This is a genomic window from Tepidimonas sp. HKU78 (assembly GCF_049860815.1).
In the GTDB taxonomy this organism is placed as follows: domain Bacteria; phylum Pseudomonadota; class Gammaproteobacteria; order Burkholderiales; family Burkholderiaceae_C; genus Tepidimonas.
Window position 1 is genome coordinate 2,602,011 of sequence record NZ_CP187547.1, and the last position, 25,033, is coordinate 2,627,043.

23 protein-coding genes, 1 tRNA gene and 1 pseudogene are annotated in these 25,033 nt (G+C 66.1%); 4 read left to right on the plus strand and 21 right to left on the minus strand.

Annotated features, from left to right (window positions below; all coding sequences use genetic code 11):
* Positions 1–34 precede the first annotated feature (34 nt).
* The 19 genes from ACPYIS_RS12800 to rpsO all read right to left on the minus strand — a co-directional run bounded on the left by ACPYIS_RS12800 (position 35) and on the right by rpsO (position 18,202).
* On the minus strand, positions 35–1,510 hold the full coding sequence (locus ACPYIS_RS12800; RefSeq protein ID WP_424858972.1) for an NADH-quinone oxidoreductase subunit M: 1,476 nt from the start codon (positions 1,508–1,510) through the stop codon (positions 35–37).
* A gap of 13 nt (positions 1,511–1,523) precedes the next feature.
* Positions 1,524–3,551 carry an NADH-quinone oxidoreductase subunit L gene (gene nuoL, locus ACPYIS_RS12805; protein ID WP_299018809.1) on the minus strand — a complete coding sequence of 676 codons (2,028 nt, stop codon included), beginning with the start codon at positions 3,549–3,551 and terminating at the stop codon, positions 1,524–1,526.
* Between the two features lie 31 nt (positions 3,552–3,582).
* Positions 3,583–3,903, minus strand: a complete 321-nt coding sequence (gene nuoK, locus ACPYIS_RS12810; RefSeq protein WP_299018810.1) for an NADH-quinone oxidoreductase subunit NuoK — start codon at positions 3,901–3,903, stop codon at positions 3,583–3,585.
* Positions 3,900–4,544: an NADH-quinone oxidoreductase subunit J gene (locus tag ACPYIS_RS12815; RefSeq protein ID WP_299018811.1), complete on the minus strand. Its 645-nt coding sequence runs from the start codon at positions 4,542–4,544 to the stop codon at positions 3,900–3,902. The genes nuoK and ACPYIS_RS12815 overlap by 4 nt, the downstream gene beginning before the upstream one ends.
* Positions 4,545–4,568: 24 nt before the next feature.
* Entirely contained in the window at positions 4,569–5,081 is a 513-nt protein-coding gene (gene nuoI / locus ACPYIS_RS12820) for an NADH-quinone oxidoreductase subunit NuoI (protein ID WP_424858971.1), read from the minus strand.
* Between the two features lie 14 nt (positions 5,082–5,095).
* Positions 5,096–6,178, minus strand: a complete 1,083-nt coding sequence (nuoH, locus tag ACPYIS_RS12825) for an NADH-quinone oxidoreductase subunit NuoH (protein WP_424858970.1) — start codon at positions 6,176–6,178, stop codon at positions 5,096–5,098.
* Positions 6,175–8,319, minus strand: a complete 2,145-nt coding sequence (gene nuoG, locus ACPYIS_RS12830; protein ID WP_424858969.1) for an NADH-quinone oxidoreductase subunit NuoG — start codon at positions 8,317–8,319, stop codon at positions 6,175–6,177. The genes nuoH and nuoG overlap by 4 nt, the downstream gene beginning before the upstream one ends.
* 13 nt (positions 8,320–8,332) lie before the next feature.
* Positions 8,333–9,685 carry an NADH-quinone oxidoreductase subunit NuoF gene (gene nuoF, locus ACPYIS_RS12835; protein WP_424858968.1) on the minus strand — a complete coding sequence of 451 codons (1,353 nt, stop codon included), beginning with the start codon at positions 9,683–9,685 and terminating at the stop codon, positions 8,333–8,335.
* A 2-nt stretch (positions 9,686–9,687) separates the two neighbouring features.
* Positions 9,688–10,212, minus strand: coding sequence for an NADH-quinone oxidoreductase subunit NuoE (gene nuoE, locus ACPYIS_RS12840; protein ID WP_299019090.1), 525 nt, complete (start codon positions 10,210–10,212; stop codon positions 9,688–9,690).
* On the minus strand, positions 10,209–11,462 hold the full coding sequence (locus ACPYIS_RS12845; protein WP_299019088.1) for an NADH-quinone oxidoreductase subunit D: 1,254 nt from the start codon (positions 11,460–11,462) through the stop codon (positions 10,209–10,211). Before ACPYIS_RS12845 ends, nuoE begins: the two co-directional genes overlap by 4 nt.
* Before the next feature lie 29 nt (positions 11,463–11,491).
* Complete coding sequence (locus ACPYIS_RS12850) at positions 11,492–12,142, minus strand: NADH-quinone oxidoreductase subunit C (protein WP_424894544.1); 651 nt, start codon at positions 12,140–12,142, stop codon at positions 11,492–11,494.
* Positions 12,143–12,185: 43 nt separating this feature from the next.
* Positions 12,186–12,665 carry a NuoB/complex I 20 kDa subunit family protein gene (locus ACPYIS_RS12855; protein ID WP_143900744.1) on the minus strand — a complete coding sequence of 160 codons (480 nt, stop codon included), beginning with the start codon at positions 12,663–12,665 and terminating at the stop codon, positions 12,186–12,188.
* Between the two features lie 44 nt (positions 12,666–12,709).
* Positions 12,710–13,069 carry an NADH-quinone oxidoreductase subunit A gene (locus ACPYIS_RS12860; RefSeq protein ID WP_299019085.1) on the minus strand — a complete coding sequence of 120 codons (360 nt, stop codon included), beginning with the start codon at positions 13,067–13,069 and terminating at the stop codon, positions 12,710–12,712.
* 50 nt (positions 13,070–13,119) lie between these two features.
* A tRNA-Leu gene (locus ACPYIS_RS12865) sits at positions 13,120–13,204 on the minus strand.
* Between the two features lie 152 nt (positions 13,205–13,356).
* The gene (gene secG / locus ACPYIS_RS12870) at positions 13,357–13,716 is read right to left on the minus strand and encodes a preprotein translocase subunit SecG (RefSeq protein ID WP_299019083.1); all 360 of its coding nucleotides are present in this window, start codon (positions 13,714–13,716) and stop codon (positions 13,357–13,359) included.
* A gap of 43 nt (positions 13,717–13,759) precedes the next feature.
* A complete protein-coding gene (gene tpiA, locus ACPYIS_RS12875) occupies positions 13,760–14,524 on the minus strand; it encodes a triose-phosphate isomerase (protein WP_424894543.1) in 765 nt (254 codons plus the stop codon).
* 5 nt (positions 14,525–14,529) lie between these two features.
* Complete coding sequence (locus tag ACPYIS_RS12880) at positions 14,530–15,543, minus strand: NAD(P)H-quinone oxidoreductase (protein ID WP_299019080.1); 1,014 nt, start codon at positions 15,541–15,543, stop codon at positions 14,530–14,532.
* 28 nt (positions 15,544–15,571) lie between these two features.
* Complete coding sequence (gene pnp / locus ACPYIS_RS12885) at positions 15,572–17,701, minus strand: polyribonucleotide nucleotidyltransferase (protein ID WP_424894542.1); 2,130 nt, start codon at positions 17,699–17,701, stop codon at positions 15,572–15,574.
* A 234-nt stretch (positions 17,702–17,935) separates the two neighbouring features.
* Complete coding sequence (gene rpsO, locus ACPYIS_RS12890; protein WP_299018831.1) at positions 17,936–18,202, minus strand: 30S ribosomal protein S15; 267 nt, start codon at positions 18,200–18,202, stop codon at positions 17,936–17,938.
* Positions 18,203–18,548: 346 nt separating this feature from the next.
* On the opposite strand from rpsO, the gene relB reads away from it, so the two are divergent.
* Positions 18,549–18,773 carry a type II toxin-antitoxin system RelB family antitoxin gene (gene relB, locus ACPYIS_RS12895; RefSeq protein ID WP_299018829.1) on the plus strand — a complete coding sequence of 75 codons (225 nt, stop codon included), beginning with the start codon at positions 18,549–18,551 and terminating at the stop codon, positions 18,771–18,773.
* Positions 18,757–19,026: a type II toxin-antitoxin system RelE family toxin gene (locus ACPYIS_RS12900; protein WP_299018826.1), complete on the plus strand. Its 270-nt coding sequence runs from the start codon at positions 18,757–18,759 to the stop codon at positions 19,024–19,026. The genes relB and ACPYIS_RS12900 overlap by 17 nt, the downstream gene beginning before the upstream one ends.
* Before the next feature lie 84 nt (positions 19,027–19,110).
* On the opposite strand, the gene ACPYIS_RS12905 is transcribed toward ACPYIS_RS12900, so the two are convergent.
* Positions 19,111–20,400, minus strand: coding sequence for a branched-chain amino acid ABC transporter substrate-binding protein (locus ACPYIS_RS12905; RefSeq protein ID WP_424858964.1), 1,290 nt, complete (start codon positions 20,398–20,400; stop codon positions 19,111–19,113).
* A 209-nt stretch (positions 20,401–20,609) separates the two neighbouring features.
* The gene (gene tsaD / locus ACPYIS_RS12910; protein WP_424858963.1) at positions 20,610–21,662 is read right to left on the minus strand and encodes a tRNA (adenosine(37)-N6)-threonylcarbamoyltransferase complex transferase subunit TsaD; all 1,053 of its coding nucleotides are present in this window, start codon (positions 21,660–21,662) and stop codon (positions 20,610–20,612) included.
* 89 nt (positions 21,663–21,751) lie between these two features.
* Between tsaD and ACPYIS_RS12915 the strand changes: the two genes are divergently transcribed.
* Together ACPYIS_RS12915 and ACPYIS_RS12920 are read left to right on the plus strand one after the other, a co-directional pair.
* Positions 21,752–23,851: a CheR family methyltransferase gene (locus ACPYIS_RS12915; RefSeq protein ID WP_424894541.1), complete on the plus strand. Its 2,100-nt coding sequence runs from the start codon at positions 21,752–21,754 to the stop codon at positions 23,849–23,851.
* Between the two features lie 76 nt (positions 23,852–23,927).
* Positions 23,928–25,004: pseudogene (locus ACPYIS_RS12920) on the plus strand (PAS domain-containing protein); the annotation flags it as partial.
* Between the last annotated feature and the right edge of the window lie 29 nt (positions 25,005–25,033).

The window sequence follows — 25,033 nt, forward strand, 5'->3', positions numbered from 1 at the left end:
GACGAACGCTTTCTGTAACAAATAGGCCGACACGTCAACCCAGTTTGGAGACCTTGACGTGCTGCAGCAACTGCTGCACCGCCGGATCCATGACGTCGGTGAACGGTTTCGGGTGAATGCCGAAGTACAGCACCATGACCGCCAGCAACGCCAGCACCAAGAACTCACGCGCGTTGATGTCCTTGAGCGCCTTGACGTGCTCGTGCACCGGCGCACCGAGGTAGACGCGCTTGAACATCCACAGCGAATACGCCGCACCCAGGATGAGCGACGTGGCCGCGAGCAACCCCACCCAGAAGTTGACCTTGACCGCCGCCAGGATCACCATCCATTCGCCGACGAAGCCCGCGGTGCCCGGCAACCCCGCATTGGCCATGACGAACAGCAGCGCGAACGCCCCGAACGCCGGCATGGTGTTGAGCACGCCGCCGTAGTCGCGGATCTCACGCGAGTGCACCCGGTCGTACAGCACGCCGATGCACAGGAACATGGCCGCCGACACGAAACCGTGCGCGATCATCTGCACGATGGCGCCCGAGACGCCCAGGTCGTTGAACAGGAAAAAACCCAGCGTCACGAAGCCCATGTGCGCCACGGACGAATACGCGACCAGCTTTTTCATGTCCTGCTGCACCATGGCCACCAGCCCCACGTAGATCACCGCCACCAGCGACAGCGCGATCATCAGATCGGCCCACTGATGCGAGGCATCGGGCGTGATGGGCAGCGAAAAGCGCAGAAAACCGTACGCGCCCAGCTTGAGCATGATCGCCGCCAGCACCGCCGACCCGCCCGTGGGCGCCTCCACGTGCACATCCGGCAACCAGGTGTGCACCGGCCACATCGGCACCTTGACCGCGAACGCCGCCAAGAAGGCGAAGAACAGCGCCGTTTGCACCTCGGCCGACAGTGGCAGCCGGTACCACGTGGCCAGATCGAAGCTGCCACCGGAAGCGTTGTAGAGGTAGATCAGGGCCACCAGCATCAGCAGCGAGCCCAGCAGCGTGTAGAGGAAGAACTTGAACGCCGCGTAGATCTTGTTCGGGCCACCCCAGATGCCGATGATGATGTACATCGGGATGAGCGTGGCTTCGAAGAAGATGTAGAACAGCATCGCATCGAGCGACGCGAACACACCGATCATCAGCCCGGACAGGATCAGGAACGCGCCCATGTACTGGTTGACGCGCTCGGTGATCACTTCCCAGCCGGCGATCACGACGATGACGGTGATGAACGCCGTCAGCAGGATCAGCCACAGCGAGATCCCATCCACCCCCAGGTGGTAGTGAACGTTGAAGCGTTCGATCCACGGCGCACGCTCGACGAACTGCATCGCCGCCGAGCCGACCTCGAAACCGGTGTAGAGCGGCACCGTCACCGCCAACCCCAACAGCGCGCCAATCAAGGCCACCCAGCGCACCACGGGGGCGTGTTCGTCACGGCCCATCGCGAGCAGCACGACGCCAAAAAGGATCGGCGTCCAAATCGCAAGGCTCAGCAAACCCATGCTCTCGTTCTCCTTATTTGGCGAGCCAGACGAAGTAAGTCATGAAAGCCAGGACGCCCAAAATCATCACGAAGGCGTAGTGGTAGAGATAGCCGGTCTGCACCCGACGCACGAGGCCAGCGACGGCCCCAACGACCTTCCAGCTCAGGTTGACGATGCCGGTCTCGATCACGCCGCGGTCGCCGCCCTTCCACAGCCCCACGCCGATGGCACGGGCCGCGCGGGCGATGATGTGCTCGTTGATCCAGTCCATGTAGTACTTGTTTTCCAGCACGACGACCAGCGGACGCAGGGCCGTGGCGATGCGTGCCGGCAACTCGGGGCGCACCAGGTACAGATACCACGCGGTGACGGCACCGGCGACGGCCAGATACAGCGGCGGGGTGCTAAAGGCGTGCAGCGCCATGGCCAGCGGCCCGTGGAAGGTCTCGGCAAACTTCGCCATCGCCGGGTGCTTGTCCGCGTGCACCTCGATGGACGCGGCCAAGAAGTCACCAAACAGCATCGGCTCGATCGTCAGGTAGCCGATGACCACCGACGGCACCGCCAGCAGCAGCAGCGGCGCGGTCACCACCCACGGCGACTCGTGCGGCTTGCCGTCGCCATCGTCATGGTCGCCGTGGTGCCCGTGGTGAGCGTCCGGATTCTGGTCGTAGCGCTCCGGCCCGTGGAAAACCAGGAAATACAGCCGGAACGAGTAGAACGACGTCACGAACACCCCAGCCAGCACCGCCGCGTAGGCCAGACCCGAGGCCGGAAGGTTGCTGAAACGCGCCACCTCGATGATCGCGTCCTTGGAGTAAAAGCCCGAGAACAACGGCGTGCCCACCAGCGCCAGCGTGCCCAGCAAGAAGGTGATCCACGTGATGGGCATGTACTTGCGCAGGCCACCCATGTAGCGGATGTCCTGGTTGTGGTGCATACCAATGATGACCGAGCCCGCCGCCAGGAACAGCAGCGCCTTGAAGAACGCGTGCGTCATCAGGTGGAACACCGCCACCGAGTACGCCGATGCGCCCAGCGCCACCGTCATGTACCCGAGCTGTGACAGCGTGGAGTAGGCCACCACGCGCTTGATGTCGTTTTGGATGATGCCCAGCAGCCCCATGAAGAAGGCCGTGATGGCGCCGATGACCAGAATGAAGTTGAGCGCAGCGTCCGACAGCTCGTACAGCGGCGACATACGCGCGACCATGAAGATGCCCGCCGTCACCATGGTGGCGGCGTGGATCAGGGCCGAAATCGGCGTCGGGCCTTCCATCGAGTCCGGCAGCCAGACGTGCAGCGGAAACTGCGCGCTCTTGCCCATGGCGCCGATGAACAGGCAAATCCCGATCACGGTGACGAGCATGGCCTCTTGCCCGAAGACGTACCACGGGAACTCGATCGCGGCCAACGCCGGCGCTTTGTCGAAAATCTCGTTGTAGTTGAGCGTGCCGGTGTAGGCCACCAACAGGCCGATGCCGAGGATGAAGCCGAAGTCGCCCACCCGGTTGACGAGAAAGGCCTTCATGTTGGCGAAGATGGCCGTCGGCTTGTTGAACCAAAAGCCGATCAGCAGGTACGACACCAGGCCCACCGCCTCCCAGCCGAAGAAGAGCTGCAGCAGGTTGTTGCTCATGACCAGCATGAGCATGGAGAACGTGAATAGCGAGATATAGGCGAAGAACCGGTTGTAGCCCGCGTCATCCTCCATGTAGCCGATGGTGTAGATGTGCACCATGAGCGACACGAAGGTCACGACGCACATCATCATCGCCGTCAGACCATCGACCAAAAAGCCGATCTCCATCTTCAGGCCGCCGATGACCATCCATTCGTAGATCGTTTGGTCGAAGTAGGCGCCGTCGAGCGCCACGCGCTTGAGCGTGATCGCCGACAGGACGAAGGAAACCAGCACCCCCAGAATGGTCAAACTGTGGGACCAGCGCCGGCCGATCCAGTTGCCGCCAAACTTCGTGCCCAGAATGCCGGCGGCGGCCGCCCCGACGAGCGGGGCCAGCGGCACGGCCAGCAACATGCTTGAGGAAAGGGTCGTCATGGTGTGGGTCGCGTGGGGTCCGGGATGCGCGTCAACCCTTGAGGGTGTTGAGCGTCTCGACGTCAATCGACGACTTGTTGCGGAACAGCAGCACCAGGATCGCCAGGCCGATGGCCGACTCCGCCGCTGCCACGGTCAGGATGAAAAAGACGAAGATCTGTCCGTGCAGGTCGCCCAGATAGTGAGCAAACGCCACGAAATTGAGGTTGACCGCGAGCAGCATCAGCTCGATCGCCATCAACAGCACGATCAGGTTCTTGCGGTTGAGGAAGATCCCCACCACCGACAGCGCGAACAGGATCGCGCCCACGGACAGAAAATGTCCCACCCCGAGGGTGCCGAGGGTACTCATGCTTGCTCCTCCTTGGCCGCGTCAGCGGCAGCGACGGTGGCGGGAGGCACACGCAGCACCTGCAGGCGGTCGCTGGCCTTGACGCGCACCTGCACGCCCGGATCGATGGTCTTGGTGTCCTTGCGTCCGCGCAACGTCAACGCGATCGCCGCCACCATGGCCACCAGCAGAATCACCGCCGCCACCTGGATCGGATACAGGTAGTCGCGATAGAGCAACACGCCGAGCGCATGGGTGTTGTTATGGTCTGGCGCGTGCATGGCCGTGGTGGCGACGGCCGCATCGACGGTCGCGGTCGGGAAGCCCGCCCACAGCACGGCGATCAGCTCGATACTGACCAGTGCCCCGAGCAGGAGCGCCAGCGGCAGGTGTCTCCAGAACCCGGCGCGCATGGCGTCGACGTTGATGTCGAGCATCATCACGACGAACAGGAACAGCACCATGACCGCGCCCAGGTAAACCAGCACCAGCGCGATGCCGAGAAACTCGGCCTTGAGCAGCAACCACAGCGCGGCCGCCTGCGAGAAGGCCAGCATCAGGTACAGCACCGCGTGCACCGGGTTGCGCGCGGTGATGACGCGCAACGCGGCAAACAGCAGCACCGCCGAGAAAACGTAGAAAAACCCTGAGACGAAATCCATGATGTGCTCGTGCAATGGCCGGAGTCAGCGGTACTTCGCATCGGCCGCCTTGGCGGCAGCGATTTCTTTCTCGTAGCGGTCGCCAATGGCCAGCAGCATGTCCTTGGTGAAGTACAGATCCCCGCGCTTTTCGCCGTGGTACTCGAAGATGTGCGTCTCGACGATCGCGTCCACCGGGCAGGCTTCCTCACAGAACCCGCAGAAGATGCACTTGGTCAGGTCGATGTCGTAGCGCGTGGTGCGGCGGGTGCCATCCTCGCGCTGCGCCGACTCGATGGTAATGGCCATCGCAGGGCACACCGCTTCACACAGCTTGCAGGCGATGCAGCGCTCCTCGCCATTGGGGTAGCGACGCTGCGCGTGCAGGCCACGAAAGCGTGGCGACAGCGGAGTTTTTTCCTCTGGGAACTGCACCGTCACCTTGCGCCGCAGCGCATAGCGACCGGTCAGGGCCATGCCTTTGAACAGCTCGACGAGCAAAAAGCTCTTGAAGAAGTCCTTGAGCGAAAACGGGGCGACGGCGGTGGTGGCGGACATGGATGTGCGCTCCTTCACTTCCAAGGGTTCCACGGCGTCTGCATCACGGCGCCCACGAGCAGCAGCCAAATGAGCGTCACCGGAATGAAAATCTTCCAGCCCAGACGCATGATCTGGTCGTAGCGAAAACGCGGGAACGTGGCGCGGATCCAAATGAACAGGGACACCACGATCGTGGTCTTGAGCCCCAGCCAGATCCAGCCGGGGATGGCGTTGAAGACGGCGCTGTCGATTGGCGGCAACCACCCACCCAGGAACATGAGCACCGCCAGGATCGACACCAGCCACATGCTGGCGTACTCGGCCAGGAAGAAGATGGCAAAGCCCATGCCCGAGTATTCGACCATGTGACCGGCGACGATCTCGGCCTCGCCCTCGACGACGTCGAACGGGTGGCGATTCGTCTCGGCCACCGCCGAGATCAGGTACACCATGAAGATCGGCAACAGCGGCAGCCAGTTCCAAGACAGGAAGTTCAGCCCCAGGTCGGCACCCGTGCCGCGCGCTTGCGAGGCGACGATGTCGGCCAGGTTCAGGCTACCGGCGGTCATGACGACGACGAGGAAGCAAAAACCGATGGCGATCTCATAACTGACCATCTGCGCCGACGCACGCAACGCGCCGAGGAACGCGTACTTGGAGTTGGAGGCCCAACCCGCGATGATGACGCCGTACACCTCGATGGACGTGATGGCCAGGATGACGAGCAGTCCAGCGTTGACGTTGGCCAACACCACGTCTGGGCCGAACGGCACCGCCACCCACGCCGCCAGCGCCGGCATGATGGCCATGATGGGGCCGAGCCGGAACAACCCGCCATTGGCGGCCGTGGGGCGGATCAGTTCTTTCGTCAGCAGCTTTAGCGCATCAGCAATCGGCTGCAGCAACCCGAACGGCCCCACCCGGTTGGGGCCCAGGCGCACCTGCATGAAGCCGAGCAAGCGCCGCTCCCACCACGTGAGGTAGGCCACCAGCAGCATCAGCGGGGCCAGCAGCGCCACGATCTTGAGCAGGATCCAGACCACGGGCCAACCCGCCTGGGTCCACCAAGCCGCCGAACTGAGCTGCAGCCCACCTTGGTAGAGGGTGTCGATCATGCACACACTCCTTGAGCGTTGGCGCGAGCGGCACGGCCGTCCGCCGTTGCCTGCAGCGCCGGAGCTCGGCGCACCAGGGCGTCGAGCTGATAAATCGCAGCCACACAGGGCTCACCGGCCGCAGGCGAGAGGTCGATCGGGCCGCGGGCCCGGTTGTCCAGCCGCTCGCCGGGCACGAAATCGCCACTGGCCACACCCGGCACCACCTGCGCCAGCACCTCCTGCGACGAGGTCTGCTCGAACCCCGCCAGGCCCAGCAGGTTGCCCAGTACACGCAGCACCTTCCACGCCGGGCGCGTCTCGCCCAGCGGCTTGACCACCGCCTGGAAGCTCTGCAGCCGCCCCTCGGCGTTGACGAACGACCCCGACGTCTCGGTAAACGGCGCAATCGGCAGCAGCACGTCGCTGATGTCGAGGTTGGCCTGGAACGGACTGAGCGTGACGACCATACCGGCGTCCGCCAGCGCCTGGCCAGCCAGCGCGGTGTCGACCCCGGGCTCGACGCCCAGCAACACGACGGCGCGGAGCCCACCGCTGAGCATCGCCGCCGCGTCCTTGCCGCCCTCGCCCGGCAGCGCGCCAACGAGCTGTGCGCCGACGGTATTGGCCGCCTCCGTCAGATAACCCCAGGTGGCGCCGGTCTGCTCGGCGATCCACTGCGCCAGCGCCAGCAGCGTGGCCGCGCGCGCGTGGTGCGCGGCGGCGTTACCCAGCAGCACGGCCTTGCGCTCACCGCTGAGCAGCGACTGCGCGATGGCGCGCGCGTCATCATCCGCCGTCACCCCTTCGGCACCGGCCGGCAGCACGCCACCACGGGCCTCGGCCACCGCGGCGGCCACGCGCGCCAGCGCCGCCGCCCAATCGCTTGCCGCCACGCGCAGCACGCGGTGCAGCGGCATCGCCCAATCCGGCGGCGCAGCCACCAGGGCCGACACCTGCGCCCCTTTGCGCACCGCCTGCCGGATGCGCTGCGCAAATAGCGGGTGGTCTTTGCGCAGGTTGGAGCCGATGACGAAGGCGCGGTCGAGCGTGGAGAGTTCCGCGATCGGGCGCCCCAGCCAGCGTGCGCGCCCAGCGGGTGCCGCGTTGTCGAACGCGGCCGCGCGCAGGCGGTGATCGATGTTCGGGCTGCCCAAACCGTCCATGAGTGCCTTGGCCAGCGCCAGCTCTTCCACCGTGGCGTGTGGGCTGGCCAGCAACCCGATCGCGCCTGCGCCGTGCTGCGCGCGCACGTCCCGCAGGCCGTGCGCCACGTAGTCCAGCGCGGTCTGCCAATCGACGGTGCGCCATTGACCCCCTTGCTTGATCATGGGCTGCGTCAGGCGATCGGGGCCGTTGAGCGCCTCGTAGCTGAAGCGGTCACGGTCCGCAATCCAGCACTCGTTGACGGCCTCGTTTTCCAGCGGCACCACGCGCAGCACCCGGTCGCCCTTGACCTGCACCACCAGGTTGGCGCCCGTGGAGTCGTGCGGGCTGATGCTCTTGCGCCGCGACAGCTCCCAGGTCCGCGCCGCGTAACGGAACGGCTTGCTGGTCAACGCACCGACGGGGCACAGGTCGATCATGTTGCCCGAGAGTTCCGAATCGACCGTTTGGCCGACGAAGGTCTCGATCTCGGAGTGCTCGCCGCGGTGGCTCATGCCGAGCTCCATGACGCCGGCGATCTCCTGCCCGAAGCGCACGCAGCGCGTGCAGTGGATGCAGCGGCTCATCTCCTCCATCGAGATGAGCGGACCGACATTCTTGTGGAAGACGACGCGCTTTTCCTCCTCGTAGCGCGAGCGCGTGCCGCCGTAGCCCACCGCCAGGTCTTGCAACTGGCACTCGCCGCCCTGGTCGCAGATGGGGCAGTCGAGCGGGTGGTTGATGAGCAAAAACTCCATCACCGCTTTTTGTGCCTTGACGGCTTTTTCGCTCTTGGTGCGCACGACCATGCCCATGGACACCGGGGTGGCGCACGCCGGCATGGGCTTGGGCGCCTTCTCCACGTCGACCAGGCACATGCGGCAGTTGGCCGCGATCGAGAGCTTTTTGTGGTAGCAGAAGTGCGGGATATAGACGCCGGCTTTTTCGGCCGCATGCATGACCATGCTGCCCGGTGGCACCTCCACCTTCTTGCCGTCGAGTTCGATTTCGACCATGGTGGGCTTTCCCTCAGACATACGCCGGGACCATGCAGGTCTTGTGTTCGACGTGGTATTCGAATTCGTGCCGGAAATGCTTGATCATGCCGCGCACGGGCATGGCCGCCGCGTCACCCAAGGCGCAGATGGTGCGGCCCATGATGTTTTCCGCGACGTTGTCGAGCAGCTCCAGGTCGCTGGCGCGGCCCTGGCCGTTTTCGATGCGATCGACCACGCGCCACAACCAGCCCGTGCCTTCGCGGCACGGCGTGCATTGACCACACGATTCGTGCATGTAGAAATAACTCAGCCGCTGCAGCGACTTGACCATGCAGCGCGTCTCGTCCATGACGATGACGGCCCCCGACCCCAGCATCGACCCCGCCTTGGCGATGCTGTCGTAGTCCATGGTGCAGTCCATCATGATGTCGGCCGGCAGCACCGGCGCCGACGAGCCGCCGGGAATGACAGCCTTGAGCCGCCGTCCGCCGCGCACGCCGCCAGCCAACTCCAACAGCTTGGCAAACGGCGTGCCCAGGGGAATCTCGTAGTTGCCAGGCCGCTCGACATCACCGCTGACCGAGAAGATCTTGGTGCCGCCGTTGTTGGGCTTGCCCACTTCCAGATAGGCCTGCCCCCCGTGGCGGATGATCCACGGCACCGCCGCAAAGGTTTCGGTGTTGTTGATGGTGGTGGGCTTGCCATACAGGCCGTAGCTGGCCGGAAACGGCGGCTTGAAGCGCGGCTGGCCCTTCTTGCCCTCCAGCGACTCCAGCAGCGCGGTTTCCTCGCCGCAGATGTAGGCGCCAAAACCGTGGTGGGCATGCAGCTGGAAGCTGAAGTCACTGCCCAGGATGCGCTCGCCCAGGTAGCCCGCGGCACGCGCTTCCTCCAGTGCCTCCTCGAAACGCTCGTAGACCTGGAAGATCTCGCCGTGGATGTAGTTGTAGCCGACCGAGATGCCCATTGCGTACGCCGCGATCGCCATCCCTTCGATGACGATGTGCGGGTTGTACATGAGGATGTCGCGGTCCTTGCATGTACCCGGCTCGCCTTCGTCGGAGTTGCACACCAGGTATTTCTGGCCTGGAAATTGCCGCGGCATGAAGCTCCACTTCAGCCCGGTCGGAAAGCCCGCACCGCCGCGGCCACGCAACGCGCTGGTCTTGACCTCGGCGATGACCTGGTCGGGGGTCATTCCCTCGCCGCCATCCTTGCCCAGAATCTTGCGCAGCGCCTGGTAGCCGCCGCGTGCCTCGTAGTCTTTCAGGCGCCAATTGGTGCCGTCGAGCCCGGCGTAGATCTGCGGGGCGATGTGCCGGCCGTGGAAGCAGCTCTGCACCCCAGTGGCCTGAAACTGTTGCAAAAGCGCATGGGCCTTCATGACTATTCCTCCGCGGCGGTGCGGCGCAGTCCGTCGATGAGCTGATCGAGCCGATCGTTGGACATAAAGCTGCACATGTGGCGGTCGTTGACGAGCATCACCGGCGCATCGGCACACGCGCCCAGACACTCACTTTGTTGCAGCGTGAACACGCCGTCGGCCGTGGTCTCGCCTGGCTGCACGCCGAGCTTTTCGGCCAGATATTGCAGCGCCTTGCCGCCGCCGCGCAGCTGGCACGGCAGATTGGTGCAGACGTTGAGCTTGAAGCGCCCCACCGGCTGCTGGTTGTACATGTTGTAGAAGGTGGTGACCTCGTGCACCGCGATGGGTGGCATGCCCAGATACTGGGCCACCCCCAGCTCGGCCGCCGGACTGACCCAGCCGTATTCTTGCTGCACGATGGCCAGGCACGCCATCACGGCGGATTGCCGCTGGTCAGCCGGATATTTGGCCACCTCGCGGGCAAAGCGCGCCAGTATCGCCTCGGACAGTGCCATCGGCTCGGCGGTGCGGGGTTCGGTGCTCATCGGTCGATCTCTCCAAACACGATGTCCATGGTGCCGATGATGGCCACCGCATCGGCCAGCATGTGCCCGCGCGCCATTTCATCCAGGCACGAAAGGTGCGCGAAGCCAGGCGCGCGGATTTTGAGGCGATACGGCTTGTTGGCACCGTCGCTGACGAGGTAGATGCCGAACTCGCCCTTGGGGTGCTCGACCGCCGCGTACGCCTCGCCCTCGGGGACGTGGAAGCCCTCGGTGAAGAGCTTGAAGTGGTGGATGAGCGCCTCCATGTCGGCCTTCATCGCCTCGCGCTTGGGCGGCGCGACCTTGGTGTTGTCGGTGATCACTGGGCCGGGGTTGGCGCGCAGCCAGTCCACGCACTGCTTGATGATGCGGTTGGACTGGCGCATCTCTTCCATGCGCACCAAATAACGGTCGTAGGTATCGCCCGTCTTGCCCACCGGGATGTCGAAGTCGAGCCGGTCGTACACCTCGTAGGGCTGCTTCTTGCGCAGGTCCCACGCGATGCCGGAGCCGCGCAGCATGGGGCCGGTCATGCCCATGGCCAGCGCTTTCTCGGGCGGGACAACACCGATGCCCACGGTGCGCTGCTTCCAGATGCGGTTGTCGGTCAGCAGCGTGTGGTATTCGTCCAGGTACTTGGGGAAGCGTTGGGTAAAGTCGTCGATAAAGTCCAGCAGCGAACCCTGGCGGTTGCGGTTGAGCTCCTCGAGCTGGCGCGCGTTGCGGATTTTGCTGACCTTGTACTGCGGCATCGTGTCCGGCAAGTCGCGGTACACCCCACCCGGGCGGAAGTACGCCGCGTGCATGCGCGCGCCCGAGACCGCCTCGTACATGTCGAACAAGTCTTCGCGCTCGCGAAAGCAGTACAGCAAGATCGTCGAGCTGCCGCAGTCGTTGCCGTGCGAGCCCAGCCACATCAGGTGATTGAGCAAGCGGGTGATTTCGGCAAACATCACGCGGATGTACTGCGCGCGAATCGGCACCTCGATGCCCAAGAGCTTCTCGATCGCCAAGCAATACGCGTGCTCGTTGCACATCATCGAGACGTAGTCCAGCCGGTCCATGTAGGGCAGCGACTGGATGTAGGTCTTGTGCTCGGCGAGCTTTTCGGTGGCGCGGTGCAACAACCCGATGTGCGGGTCGGCGCGCTGCACGACCTCGCCGTCGAGCTCCAGCACCAGACGCAGCACACCGTGCGCAGCCGGGTGCTGCGGGCCGAAGTTCAGGGTGTAGTTCTTGATGTCAGCCATGACGTTTCAACCCTCGGGACGTGCGGCCCTCAGTGCAGCCCCCCGTACGAATCTTCGCGGATGATGCGTGGCGTGATCTCGCGCGGCTCGATCGTGACCGGCTCATAGATGACGCGCCGGCGCTCGGGGTCGTAGCGCATCTCGACGTGACCGGACAGCGGAAAGTCCTTGCGAAACGGGTGACCGATGAAGCCGTAGTCGGTGAGGATGCGGCGCAAATCGGCGTGCCCCTCGAAGACGATGCCGTACAGGTCGAAGGCTTCGCGCTCGTACCAGTTGGCCGACGGCCAGATCGCGGTGACGGAATCGATGACGGGAAAATCGTCGTCGGGACAGAAGGTGCGCACGCGCAGCCGCTGATTCAGGCTGACCGACAGCAAATGCACGACGACGGCAAAGCGCGGGCCATCCCAGGCGCCGTCGCGATAGGTGGAGTAATCGACGCCGCACAGATCGATAAGCTGCTCGAAGCGGCACGCCGGGGCGTCACGCAGGGTCTGCATCACTTCCCGGTAGTCCGCCGCCGCGACCTCCACCGTGACCTCGTCATGACTGACTTTCAACGTGCGAATCCGCTCCCCCAGCGCAGCAGCGACCGCGTCGCGTACCGCCTCGGCGGACGGGCGCACGCTCTGGGTTGCCAAGGCCGCCCAATCGGCGGCATGCGTCGTCGTGGTCATCGTGTTTACTCCTGGTGCGCGGGCAGTGCCATCGGCGCCGCCGTCACACACGGGCGATCGTTTGGGTGCGACGGATCTTGTGCTGCAACTGGATGATGCCGTACAGCAGCGCCTCGGCCGTCGGCGGACAGCCGGGGACATACACATCCACCGGGACGATGCGGTCGCAGCCGCGCACGACGGAATAGCTGTAGTGGTAGTAACCGCCGCCATTGGCACACGAGCCCATGGACAGCACCCAGCGCGGCTCGGCCATCTGGTCGTAGACCTTGCGCAGCGCGGGCGCCATCTTGTTGCACAGTGTGCCCGCCACGATCATCAAGTCCGACTGGCGCGGACTGGCACGGAACACCTCGGCGCCGAAGCGCGCGATGTCGTACCGGGCCGTGGCGGCATGCATCATCTCGACCGCACAGCACGCGAGCCCGAAGGTCATCGGCCACAGCGAGCCGGTCTTGGCCCAGTTCACCACCGCGTCGTAGCTGGTGGTGAAGAACCCTTCCTTGAAAACCCCTTCGATCATCTGCCGCTCCTGGTGTTGCCTGTCGAGTCACGCCAACGGTTGCGTCATTCCCAGTCCAGCGCGCCCTTCTTCCACTCGTAGACGAAGCCGACGACCAGAATCATCAGGAACATCACGCCCGCCCAGAAGCCCGTTGCGCCGATGTCCGAAAAGGCCACCGCCCACGGGATGAGGAATGCGATTTCGAGATCGAACAGAATGAAGAGGATGGCCACGAGGTAGTAGCGCACATCGAACTTCATGCGCGCGTCTTCGAAGGCCTCGAAGCCACACTCGTAGGGGGAGTTTTTTTCCGGATCCGGACGATTGGGACCCAGCAAATACCCAAATACCTGAGGGAGTACACCGACGGCCAAGCCCACCAGAATGAACAGGAGGACGGGCAAATATTGCTCTAGGCTCACGGTCGTCTCCGGCAAAAAGCGCCCTGGGGGCGCTTCATCGGTAACAGGATTGGTGCCGACGGCGAGACTCGAACTCGCACAGCTTTCGCCACTACCCCCTCAAGATAGCGTGTCTACCAATTCCACCACGTCGGCAAGGGTGCATCGTCGAGGGCTGGATTGGCTGCACCGCACCAGCGAGGTTCGTCATCTCGACGACGGACCGCATTGTACCCCGAAAACCGCCCTATTCTGGGGGCCCCACAGGGCTAGGGGATTCCCCGCAAGGGCGGCTTGCGGCCGGGACCTCACTGGCCCGGGATCTGCGAAGCAGCACCACCCGACTGGGCCGGCGCCGGCACCGCTGGCTCGATGGGCACCGCGGGCACGGTCTCGAGCACGCTGCCGGAGCTGGCCGCCTGCGGCCGCTGATAACCCAGGAACGCCAACGCCAGCGTCGAGGCCAGGAACACGGTTGCCAGCACGGCCGTGCTGCGTGACAAGAAATTGGCGCCACCCGAGGCCCCGAACAGGCTGGCGGATGAAGCCCCGCCACCAAAGGCCGCACCGGCGTCGGCGCCCTTGCCGTGCTGCATGAGCACCAGCCCGATCATTACCAGCGCGGACAGCACCTGCACCACCATCAACAGGGTCAAAAGCACGTTCATGAAAACTCCTACGAAACAAAAGTATTGGCTGGCGAACGCCGCATCAGACCGCGGCGCGCACGATGCGCAAAAACTCCTCCGCCTTGAGCGAGGCGCCGCCGATCAGGCCGCCGTCGATGTCGGGCTGAGCCAGCAGCGCGGCCGCATTGCCCGCGTTCATGCTGCCACCGTACAGGATGCGCACGCGCCGCGGCTCGGGAACCGCCGCGCCGAGCTGCGCGCGCAGCACGGCGTGCACGGTTTGCGCCTGCTCGGGCGTCGCCGTGCGTCCGGTACCGATGGCCCACACCGGCTCGTAGGCGACGACGATTTCGGACACGCAGTGGCCCACGGTGTGGATGACGGCCGCGAGCTGGCGCTTGACCACCGCTTCGGTCTGGCCCGCCTCGCGCTGCACCTCGGTCTCGCCGACGCAGACGATGGGCGTGATGCCACAGGCCAGTGCGCGCTGCGCCTTGCGCGCCACCGCCTCGTCGGATTCGCCGTGGTCGCGTCGCCGTTCGGAATGGCCCACGATCACGTAGCGGCAGCCAAAATCCCGCAACATGGCGGCGCTGACCTCGCCGGTGTAGGCGCCCGCTTCGTGTTCCGAGACATCTTGCGCCCCCCAGGCGAGCGGGCTGCCCGTGCACAGGGCCTGCACCTGCGCGAGATACGGCGCGGGCACACACACCGCCACGTCTGCCGACACGGTGTCGGCATCCAGCCCGGCCAGGATCGCCTGCAGCAGTGCCTCATTGCCCGCCAGGCTGCCATTCATCTTCCAATTGCCGGCGATAAGCTTGCGTGTCACAGTCGTCGTCTCCATCCGAATCAGGCCGCCGCGCCACTCCAGTCGAGCACGATCTTGCCGATGTGTTGGTTGCTCTCCATGAGCGCGTGCGCCTGCGCCGCCTGTGCCGCCGGGAAGACCCGGTACACGACGGGCCGGATGGCGCCGCGTTCGATGAGCGGCCAAATGCGCTGGCGCAACTCGCGCGCGATCGCCGCCTTAAAGGCCACTGGACGCGGCCGCAGGGTCGAGCCCGTGATGGTCAGGCGTCGGCGCAGCAGCTTGCCGGCGTCGAACGCCGCCTCGACACCCCCCTGCACCGCGATGATGACCAAGCGGCCATCCTCGGCCAGGCAGTCGATCTCGCGCGCCACGTAGGGGCCGGCCACCATGTCCAGAATCACGTCCACGCCTCGACCACCCGTCAGGCGCGCCACTTCGGCCACGAAATCCTGCTGGCGGTAAACGATGGCGTGGTCCGCACCGAGGCGCACACAGGCCTCGGCCTTGTCGGCCGAGCCCACGGTCACCAGCACCCGCGCGCCCATGGCACGCGCCATTTGAATGGCGGTCACGCCAATGCCGCTCGCCCCACCCTGCACCAGTAGCGTCTCACCCGCTTGTAGCCGGCCGCGGTCGAAGACATTGCTCCAGACGGTAAAGAACGTCTCGGGTATCCCGGCGGCCTCGACGTCGCTCCAGCCGCGCGGCACCGGCAGGCACTGCCCCACCGGCGCAACGCAATACTCGGCGTAGCCGCCCCCCGCAACCAGCGCGCACACCCGTTGGCCGATGCGCAGCCCGGCGGCTTCCATGGCCTCGACGTCACCGCTTTCGATGACCCCGGCCACCTCCAAACCCGGCAGATCGGAGACGCCGGGCGGGGGGGCGTAATGCCCGCGCCGCTGCAGCACGTCGGGCCGGTTGACGCCCGAGGCGCTGACGCGAATGAGCACCTCGCCCTCACCCGGCTCGGGCCGGGGGCGTTGCGTCAGGCGCAGCACCTCGGGTCCGCCGAAGGCGGTGATTTCGATCGCCTGCATCAGCGCGGCCATGACAAGGCTCCGGACGAACGCGCAGCGCTCACTGTTGCTGTTGCTGCTGTTGCACGCTGGCCTCGCCGCGGTCGAGCAGCGCCTTCATCGACAGCTTGATGCGGCCCTTGTCGTCGGTCTCGAGCACCTTGACCTTGACGATCTGGCCTTCTTGCAAGAAATCGCTGACCTTCTCGACCCGCTGGTTGGCGATCTGGCTGATGTGCAGCAGCCCATCCTTGCCCGGCAGGATGTTGACCAGGGCACCGAAGTCCAGGATCTTGGTCACCGGACCCTCGTAGACCTGACCCACCTCGACCTCGGCGGTGATCTCCTCGATGCGGCGGCGCGCCTCGGCGGCACGGTCGGCGTCGGTGGAGGCGATGGTGATGGTGCCGTCCTCGGCGATGTCGATCGTGGTGCCGGTCTCCTCGGTCAGCGCGCGGATGGTCGCGCCGCCCTTGCCGATCACGTCTCGGATTTTCTCCGGGTTGATCTTCATGGTGTACAGGCGCGGCGCGTAGGCCGAAATCTCCTCACGCGCACCACCGATCGCCGCCTGCATCTTGGCCAGGATGTGCAGACGCGCTTCCTTGGCCTGGGCCAGCGCCACCTGCATGATTTCCTTGGTGATGCCCTGGATCTTGATGTCCATCTGCAACGCGGTCACGCCTTGCGTGGTGCCCGCGACCTTGAAGTCCATGTCGCCCAAGTGGTCTTCGTCACCCAGAATGTCGGTCAGGACCGCGAACTTGTTGCCTTCTTTGATCAGGCCCATGGCGATACCGGCCACGTGCGCCTTCATCGGCACCCCCGCGTCCATCAGCGCCAGGCAGCCGCCACAGACGGTGGCCATGGACGACGAGCCGTTGGACTCCGTCACCTCGGACACCACGCGGATGGTGTAGGGAAACTCGTCCTTGCTGGGCAGGCAGGCGACCAGCGCGCGCTTGGCCAGACGGCCGTGGCCAATCTCACGGCGCTTCGGTGCGCCCACGCGGCCGGTCTCGCCGGTGGCGAACGGCGGCATGTTGTAGTGCAGCATGAAGCGGTCCTGGTATTCGCCCGACAGCGCGTCGATGATCTGCGCATCGCGCTCGGTGCCCAGGGTGGCAATGACCAATGCCTGCGTTTCGCCACGCGTGAACAGCGCCGAGCCGTGCGTGCGCGGCAGCACGCCGGTGCGAATCTCGATCGGACGCACGGTGCGGGTGTCGCGCCCGTCGATGCGCGGCTCGCCAGCCAGGATCTGCTGGCGCACGATGCGCGACTCGATCTCGAACAGCAACCCGTCGACCTTGACCTCGTCGAAGGCCACACCCTGTTCGGTCAGGCCTGCCTTGACGGCGGCGTAGGCCTCGCGGCAGGCCTGGGTGCGGGCCTGCTTGTTGCGGATCTGGTAGGCCGCGCGCAAGCGCTCCTCGCCCAACTCGGTGACCTTGGCGATCAGCGCTTCGTCGCGCGCCGGCGGCTGCCAGTTCCAGACGGGTTTGCCGGCGACGCGCACCAAATCGTTGATCGCCTCGATGGCGATCTTGCCCTGCTCGTGCCCGAACACCACCGCGCCCAGCATCACCTCTTCGGTGAGCTGGTCCGCCTCGGACTCGACCATCAGCACCGCCGATTCGGTACCGGCCACGACCAAGTCCAGGCGCGAGTTGGCTTTCTCGGTCGGCCCCGGGTTGAGCACATACTCGCCGTTGACGTAGCCGACACGGGCAGCGCCGATCGGGCCGTTGAACGGGATACCGCTGATGGCCAGCGCCGCGCTCGACGCAATCATCGCGGGGATGTCGGCATCCACCTCCGGGTTGAGCGACAAGGTGTGCACGACGATCTGCACTTCGTTGAAGAAGCCGTCGGGAAACAGCGGACGGATGGGCCGGTCGATCAGTCGGCTGGTCAGCGTCTCGTATTCGCTGGGACGGCCTTCGCGCTTGAAGAAGCTGCCCGGGATCTTGCCGGCCGCATACGCCTTCTCGACGTAATCCACGGTCAGCGGAAAGAAGTCCTGACCGGGCTTGGCCTCGGGGCGAGCGACGACGGTGGCGAGCACGACGGTGCCCTCCATGTCGAGCAAGACGGCGCCCGTGGCCTGGCGAGCGATCTCGCCGGTCTCCATCGTGACCGTGTGGCGGCCCCATTGGAAGGTCTTGGTGTGCTTTTGGAACAGGCTCATGTGCAACTCCTGGGAGGGGGGACCCGCAGCCCAGAACACGATGCCATTCCAGCGCCGCTGCGTATCAGCACATCGGCGTTGGAATGACACAGCTTCGCTCTGCGCCGCTCGGGTCGTTGAAAAAGGAAGGGAAAACGGGCGGACGAACGCAAAAAGCGCCCCGGGCCGATGACCGACCCCGGGCGCTTCCGTGCAGGATGGGCATCCACCCGTTGGCGGGGATGTGGCGCCTGGTTACTTGCGCAGACCCAGCTTCTGGATCAGCGCGACGTAGCGGTCGGCGTCCTTGGCCTTGAGGTAGTCGAGCAGCTTGCGACGGCGGCTGACCAACTTGAGCAGACCGCGGCGGCCATGGTGATCCTTGGCATGCGTCTTGAAGTGCGGCGTCAGCTCGTTGATGCGGGCAGTCAACAGCGCCACCTGCACCTCGGGACTACCGGTGTCGTTGGGGCCGCGGGCGTTGTCGGCGATGACCTGGGCTTTGATGTCAGAGGAGATCATGGGATGTCGAAAAGAAAATGGACATGCGTCCCGCCGCAGGTGGACGCCCAATACCGCCAACGATGAGGGTCGACGCTGGACGTTTTGCCGCAGCAGGCGTGAGTTTGCCCCACCACGAAGGCAGAGCAGCGTAGGATTATAACCGGCGCGAGCCCGCCGTGGGGCGTGTGTCAACCCAAAGTAGAAATGTCCCCATTCTTACCAAGTCGAGATGTCCCCTGCGGTGGGGACCGTCTCACTTGCGCAGGGACGGCACTGCCAGGGCACCGCCCGTGACGGGCCGCGTTGCCCATCACTCGAATGGCGACGCTATACTGATATAGCATTCCAGATCAGGAGTACCCACATGCTTGCCATCCGACTCCCCCCTGAGGTGGAAGCTCGCCTCGACGCGCTAGCGAAGGCTACCGGGCGCACCAAGACGTTCTACGCCCGCGAGGCCATCCTAGAGCACCTGGACGATCTAGAAGACCTGTACCTCGCCGAGCAGCGACTGATCGACCTGCGCGCTGGCCGCAGCCGTACCCACACCTTAGAAGAAGTGGAGCGCGACCTTGGCTTGGCGGATTGAGATCGACGACAAGGCCAAGCGCGACTTGGCCGATCTGGACAAGACGCAGGCGAAGCGCATCACGGCGTTTTTACGGGAGCGCGTTGCGGCACTCGATGACCCACGCAGCATCGGCGAAGCGCTCAAAGGCTCCAAGCTGGGCGCGTTCTGGAAGTACCGCGTCGGCGACTACCGGATCATTGCCAGTATCGAAGACGGCGCTTTGCGCGTGCTGGTGGTGCGCATCGGCAACCGCAAGGAGGTTTATCGATGACGGCCATCGACACCACGCCGTGCCCGACCTCAGGGGCACAAGCCGAGCAACGGCAAGCGGCAAGAACGTACTGACACCGCGCGCCTACGGCCGCACCATGCGGCAGGTGTGGGGCTGCTCGGCGGCGTCGGCCTCCAGCCGCTTGAGCACGCGAAACCCGTAGCCTGACCCCTCCACGTCGAACGGCACGCCCGGCGCGCCTTGCCGGTCCATGATGGCCACCATCAGTGGCTGCTGGGCTTGGTGGTCGTCGGCGCGCATGCGCAGCCGCTGCCCCGCGAGCGTGACGTCGGCCTGCTCCAGCGCGCGCGCCACGGGCAGCGCCGCGGGCTGTGCCGTCCCCACAGCGCCCGACACCCGGGCCGCGCGCTCGATGGCTTGCGCCAGCGCCTCGATCATGAGCTGCATACGCAGGTGCACATAGTCGTCCGCCGGGTTGGGAAAGCGCTCGCGGAACGACTCGTAAAACCGGCGCGACTCCGCACCCGGCGCGTTGGGGAACCAGTCGGCCACGGCGATCACCTTGCCGATGCCGGCGTCGCCGATGGCCGCCGGCGCGCCGAGCGCGTTGCCGTAGAAGGTGTAGAACTTGCCCTCATACCCCAGATCGCGCGCCGCACGCACCAGCAGCGTCAGGTCGTTGCCCCAGTTGCCGGTGATGACGGCCTGCGCCCCACTGGCCTTGATCTTGGTGACATAGGGGATGAAGTCCTTGATGCGCGCCATCGGGTGCAGCTCCTCGCCGACGATGCGCACGTCCGGGCGTTGCAGGGCGAGCTGGCGCTTGGCCTCGCGCAGCACGGCTTGGCCGAAGCTGTAGTCCTGCCCGATCAGGTAGACGCTGCGCACGCTGGCATCGTCCTTGAGCACGCTCATGAGCGCTGCCATGCGCATGTCCGCGTGGGCGTCGAAGCGGAAATGCCAGAAACTGCAGCGCTCGTTGGTCAGGACCGGATCGACGGCCGAGTAGTTCAGGAACAGCGCCTGGCGCTGGGGTTCGCGCTCGTTGTGGCGGTTGATCGCCTCGATCAGCGCCGCTGCCACCGCCGACGAGTTGCCTTGCGCCACGAGCGTGATGCCATCGTCCAGCGCCGATTGCAATGCCGACAGCGCCTCCTGCGGCTGGCCCTTGCTGTCGTAGCGCACGATTTGCAGTGGCCGGCGCACACCTGGCGCCACCTCGACGCCGCCACGGGCATTGACGCGCTCGGCCCCCCACACCAGATTGCGAAACACCGCCTCGCCGGCGTTGCCCATCGGGCCCGACAGCGTCTCGATGAGGGCGAGGCGCACCGGGGCCGCCGCGTGCGTGGCAACGCCCTGCGCCGCGACCGCGCCCGCCCAACCCGTCAGCAGCGCAGCCCCCGTGCTCATGATCCACCGGCGCCGATCCCACCTTGTTTCCTGTTGCATGTCCGTCTGTCCTCGATGATGGTCATTCACCCGCCGCGGCCGCCCACCCACTCTCAGCTCGGGCGGCCGCGGAACGCAGGCGGGATTGTAGCGGCAAATCGCAATGATAATTCATAATTACGAGCGGGTGAGAAAAACCCCGCCCGCCATGATGCCCGGCCGCCGCGCCATCAGTGGTCCGTACCGACCACTGTCACCGCCTCCAGCGGCCAGCGCGGGGCGACGTCGAACGCCCCGTCGGCCGGGGCCAGCGGCGCCAGACCCGCCTGCCAACGCATCGCGGCGGCCAGCGCGATCATCGCGCCGTTGTCGGTGCACAGGGCGACCTCGGGATAGTGCAGCCGCCAGCCGTGACGCGCGGCCACCTCGCCCAGCCGCTGGCGCAGGCGTTGGTTGGCCCCGACGCCACCGGCCACCACCAAGCGCTGCAGCCCCGTGACACGCAATGCCGCCACCGACTTGTGCACCAGCACATCGACGATCGCCGCTTCAGTGGCTGCGGCCAAGTCGGCCTTGCGCGCGTCGAGCGCAGGCCCCAGCTTGCGCGCCTGGGTCAGCACCGCCGTCTTGAGCCCGGCAAACGAAAAATCCAAATCCCCACTGTGCAGCAGCGGCCGCGGCAGAGCAAAAGCGTTGGGATCCCCTTCTCGCGCCAACGCCGACAGCGCCGGCCCGCCCGGGTAGCCCAAACCCAGCACCTTGGCCGACTTGTCGAAGGCCTCGCCCGCGGCATCGTCGATCGTCTCGCCCAGCAGGTGGTAGCGCCCTACCCCGTCCACGCGCATCAGCTGCGTGTGGCCCCCAGACACCAACAGCGCCACGAACGGAAACTCGGGGGGATCCGCGCTCAGAAACGGCGACAGCAAATGCCCCTCCAAGTGGTGCACGGGCAGCGCCGGCACCCCCAGCGCCATCGCCATCGCGACCGCCACGCCCGCGCCTACCAACAGCGCACCCGCCAACCCCGGGCCGCGCGTGTAGGCCACGGCGTCGATGGCCTGCAGCGGCACCGCGGCTTGTGCGAGCGCCGCCTCGGTCAGCGGCAGTACGCGTCGGATGTGGTCCCGGCTGGCCAGCTCGGGCACCACGCCGCCGTAATCGCGGTGCATGGCCACTTGGCTGTGTAGCGCAGCCCCCAACAGACGCGGCACCCCGCTCGCCTGGGCTTGCACCAGCGCGACACCGGTCTCGTCACACGACGATTCGATCCCCAAAAACAGCATCCGGCAAGTGTATGCGGGATCTACAATAAAGTTCATTTTGTTTTCGTTGCTGATGGGATCGTCGTCGAAAACGACAGAGGAGAGATTTTTTGATCCGCCCCTCACGCGCACTTCCGCAGATCGTGGCCGTCCTCGGTGCCTCGGCCGGGGGTTTGGAGCCGCTGCGTGAACTGGTGGCGGCGCTGCCCGCGGATCCGCGGCTGACGTGCATCGTCGCACAGCACATCGCGGCCGCGCAGCCCACGGCGCTCGTGCGCCTGTTGCAATCGGTCAGCAGCCTGCCGGTGGAGACACTCACCGATGGCGCGGCATTGCGCGGCGGCACGATCGGCGTGGTGCCACCAGGCCACCACGCCGAGATCGATACCGAACATCAGGTTCGGCTGTTGCCCAGCACCAACGGTCAGGGGCCGGCACCGTCGCTGGATCGGCTGCTGGCCAGCGCGGCGCGCACGCTTGGCCCACGGGTGGTGGCCATCGTGCTGTCGGGCACCGGGCAAGACGGCGCGGTGGGCGCGCGCGTGGTGCGCGAGATGGGCGGCGCGGTGTGGGCCGAATCGCCGACCGAGGCACCGTTTGCCTCGATGCCGCAAACCGTGGTCGAGAGGGGCCTGGCAGACCACGTGGACACCGCGGTGGCGCTGGGTCGCCGCCTGGGTCGGCTGCTGGCGGCGCGCCAAGCGGCACGCCCGCGCACGCCGCCCCCCACCGACGCCACCCTCGGCAGCGAGAAGGAAGCCTTTGGTGTGCTGCTGGCGCGGCTGAGCGACGGGACGGGGCTGGACTTGCGCCAGTACCAGGACGCCACGTTGCGCCGCCAGATCGAGCGCGTGATGCGCCAACAGGGCCTGACGACGCTGGCCCAGCTGCTCGACGCACTGGAGCGCGACCCCCAGCTGCTGGAGGCGTTGCAGCAATCGGTCACGATCGGTGTCACCGAGTGGCTGCGCAACCCGTCGGCATTCGCAGCCCTGCGCGTGGCCTGGCGCGAATACATCCGCCAGCGCGCTGCTGCCGGCGCCACCCAGTTGCGCTTGTGGTCCGTGGGGTGCTCCAGCGGCGAAGAGGTCTATGGCCTGGCCATGCTCACCGACGAGCTGCTGCGCGAGCTCGATCTGACGCTGGACTGGATGGTGCTGGGAACCGACGTGAACGCCGCCGCGCTGGACCAAGCCCGCAGCGGCGTTTTCGACGAGGCCAGTGCCCAGCACCTGCCCGCGGCGTGGCGTGAGCGCCACTTCAGCCGCATCGGCCACACGCTGCGGGTCAACCAAGAACTGCGCCGTCACTGCCTCTTTGCCCGTCACGACGTGCTGCAAGACCTGCCCTTTTTGCGCATGGATCTGGTGGCGTGCCGCAACGTCCTGATCTATCTGAAGGGCGCCGCCAAGGACGAGGTGCTGCGGCGCCTCCACCACGCGCTGCTGCCCGACGGCCTGCTGATGCTGGGCCGCTCCGAGGCACTGACGGCAGCGACGCGCTCGCTGTTTGCGTCGGTCTCGATCCAGGAACACGTGTGGCGCAAACGGGGCGACGGCGGCACCGCGCCGCCGTCGCCACCGGCGCGGGCGCGCCGGGCCGCCAGCCGCGCGCCCGAGGCCAGCGGGCGCACGGTGCTGCCGCAACTGCGCCCCGTCGATCGGCTTGAAGGCGATTTGCGTGAACGGCTGCTGCAGCATCTGGTGCAGCGCCACGCGCCCCCCACGGTGCTGACCGACCGTGACGGGCACCCACTGCACGTGGTCGGCACCATGGACGCACTGATGCACTGGCCAGCGGGCCCGACGATCGAGCTGACCCTTGCCAACCTGGTGCCTGCCGCGTGGCGGCGCGACGTCATGCTCGCGCAGCACCGCCTGCTCGAAGGGCAGGAGGCGTCGCTGCGCATCCCCCTGCCGCCCTTGCCGGAACAGCCGGCACGTGTGCTCGAAGGCACGCACCTGCAGGTGGGCGGCGCCAGCTATCTGATCGTCAGTTTCAGCCCCTGCGCAGCGACGACGGCAACGCCGCGGTGGCAACGCTGGGCCCGAACGAAGCCCAGCGCCTGCAGCAAGAGCGGCTCGAGTCGCTGGTCGATGCCCTGGAGCATAGCCAGCGTCAGTTGCAGCAACTCAACGAGGCCCTCAGCATCACCACTGAAGAGTTGGAAGCCGCCAACGAGGAACTGGAGGCGTCGAACGAGGAGCTGAAGCCTCCAATGAGGAGCTGCGCACACTCAATGAAGAACTCGACCGCTCGCTGCGCGAACAGCAGCAACTCAACGAGTTGCTGCACGCGGTGCAAGAGAGTGCCGGCACCGCCTTGCTGGTGCTGGACCACGAGCGCCGCCTGCTGCGCTTCAACCAGGCCGCCGCGGATCTGCTGGGCCTGCGCGAGTCGCAACTGGGAATGTCCTGGCAATTCGACGAGCGGCGCTTCGCCTGGCCGCCGGAGCTGGTCGCCCACGTCATGCAGGCACGACCGGGCCCCTGGCACGGTGGCCTGGAGCTGCCACAGTCGCGGCTGTGGCTACAGGCCACGCCCTGGCACACGCACGACGAGCGCACGGGCTACGTGATCGCCCTGACCGACCTGACGGCGCTGCGCCACGCCGAACAAGCCCGGCTGGAGCTGCAAGCGCGCCTGAGCGCCCTGACCGACGCCCTGCATGAGGCCGTGCTGCTGCACGACCCCGGCCGCGGGCGCTTGGTGTACGCGTCGCACCGGCTCCTGGAGTGGCTGCCCGCGCCACTGGCGCCTGCGGACAATCTGGCGAGCCTGATCGAGGCCATCGACCCCGCCGACCAGGGGCGCGTGCTGGCCTGCTGGCACGACGAACGCAAGAACGAGTGGACACAGCGCTACCGGCTGCGCACCCCCGACGGGCAGTGGCGGCACGTACAAGAGCGGGCGTCGCGTGTCAGCCTCGACCCGGCGGGGCCACGCCTGGTGGCGGCGTCGCTGCTCGACGTGACCGACATGGTGGCGCTGGAGGCCCGCGAACACGAGGCGCGAGCACGCCTGCAGGCGGTTTGGGACAACCCCAGTATCGGCGTCGTCGTCTGCGACCCCCAAGGAACGATCGCCGAATGCAACCGTGCCCTGGCCATCCGCCTGGCAGCCGACGACACCCTGCTGCGCGGGTCCCGCTGGCTGGACTGGATCCATCCCGACGACCGCGACGCCATCCAGCAGCAATGGCAGGCGTTGCTGGCCGGGCACACACCCATGGCGCTGGAGCAGCGGCTCCAGGGCCGCGACGGCTCGTTGCGCTGGACGCGTCAATACCTGTCGCTGGCCCGCCACCCCCAACCACCGGGCGACTTGGTGGTCGTGTTACTGGAAAACATCGAAGAAGCCAAGGCACGCGAGCAAACGATCTTTCGCCAAGC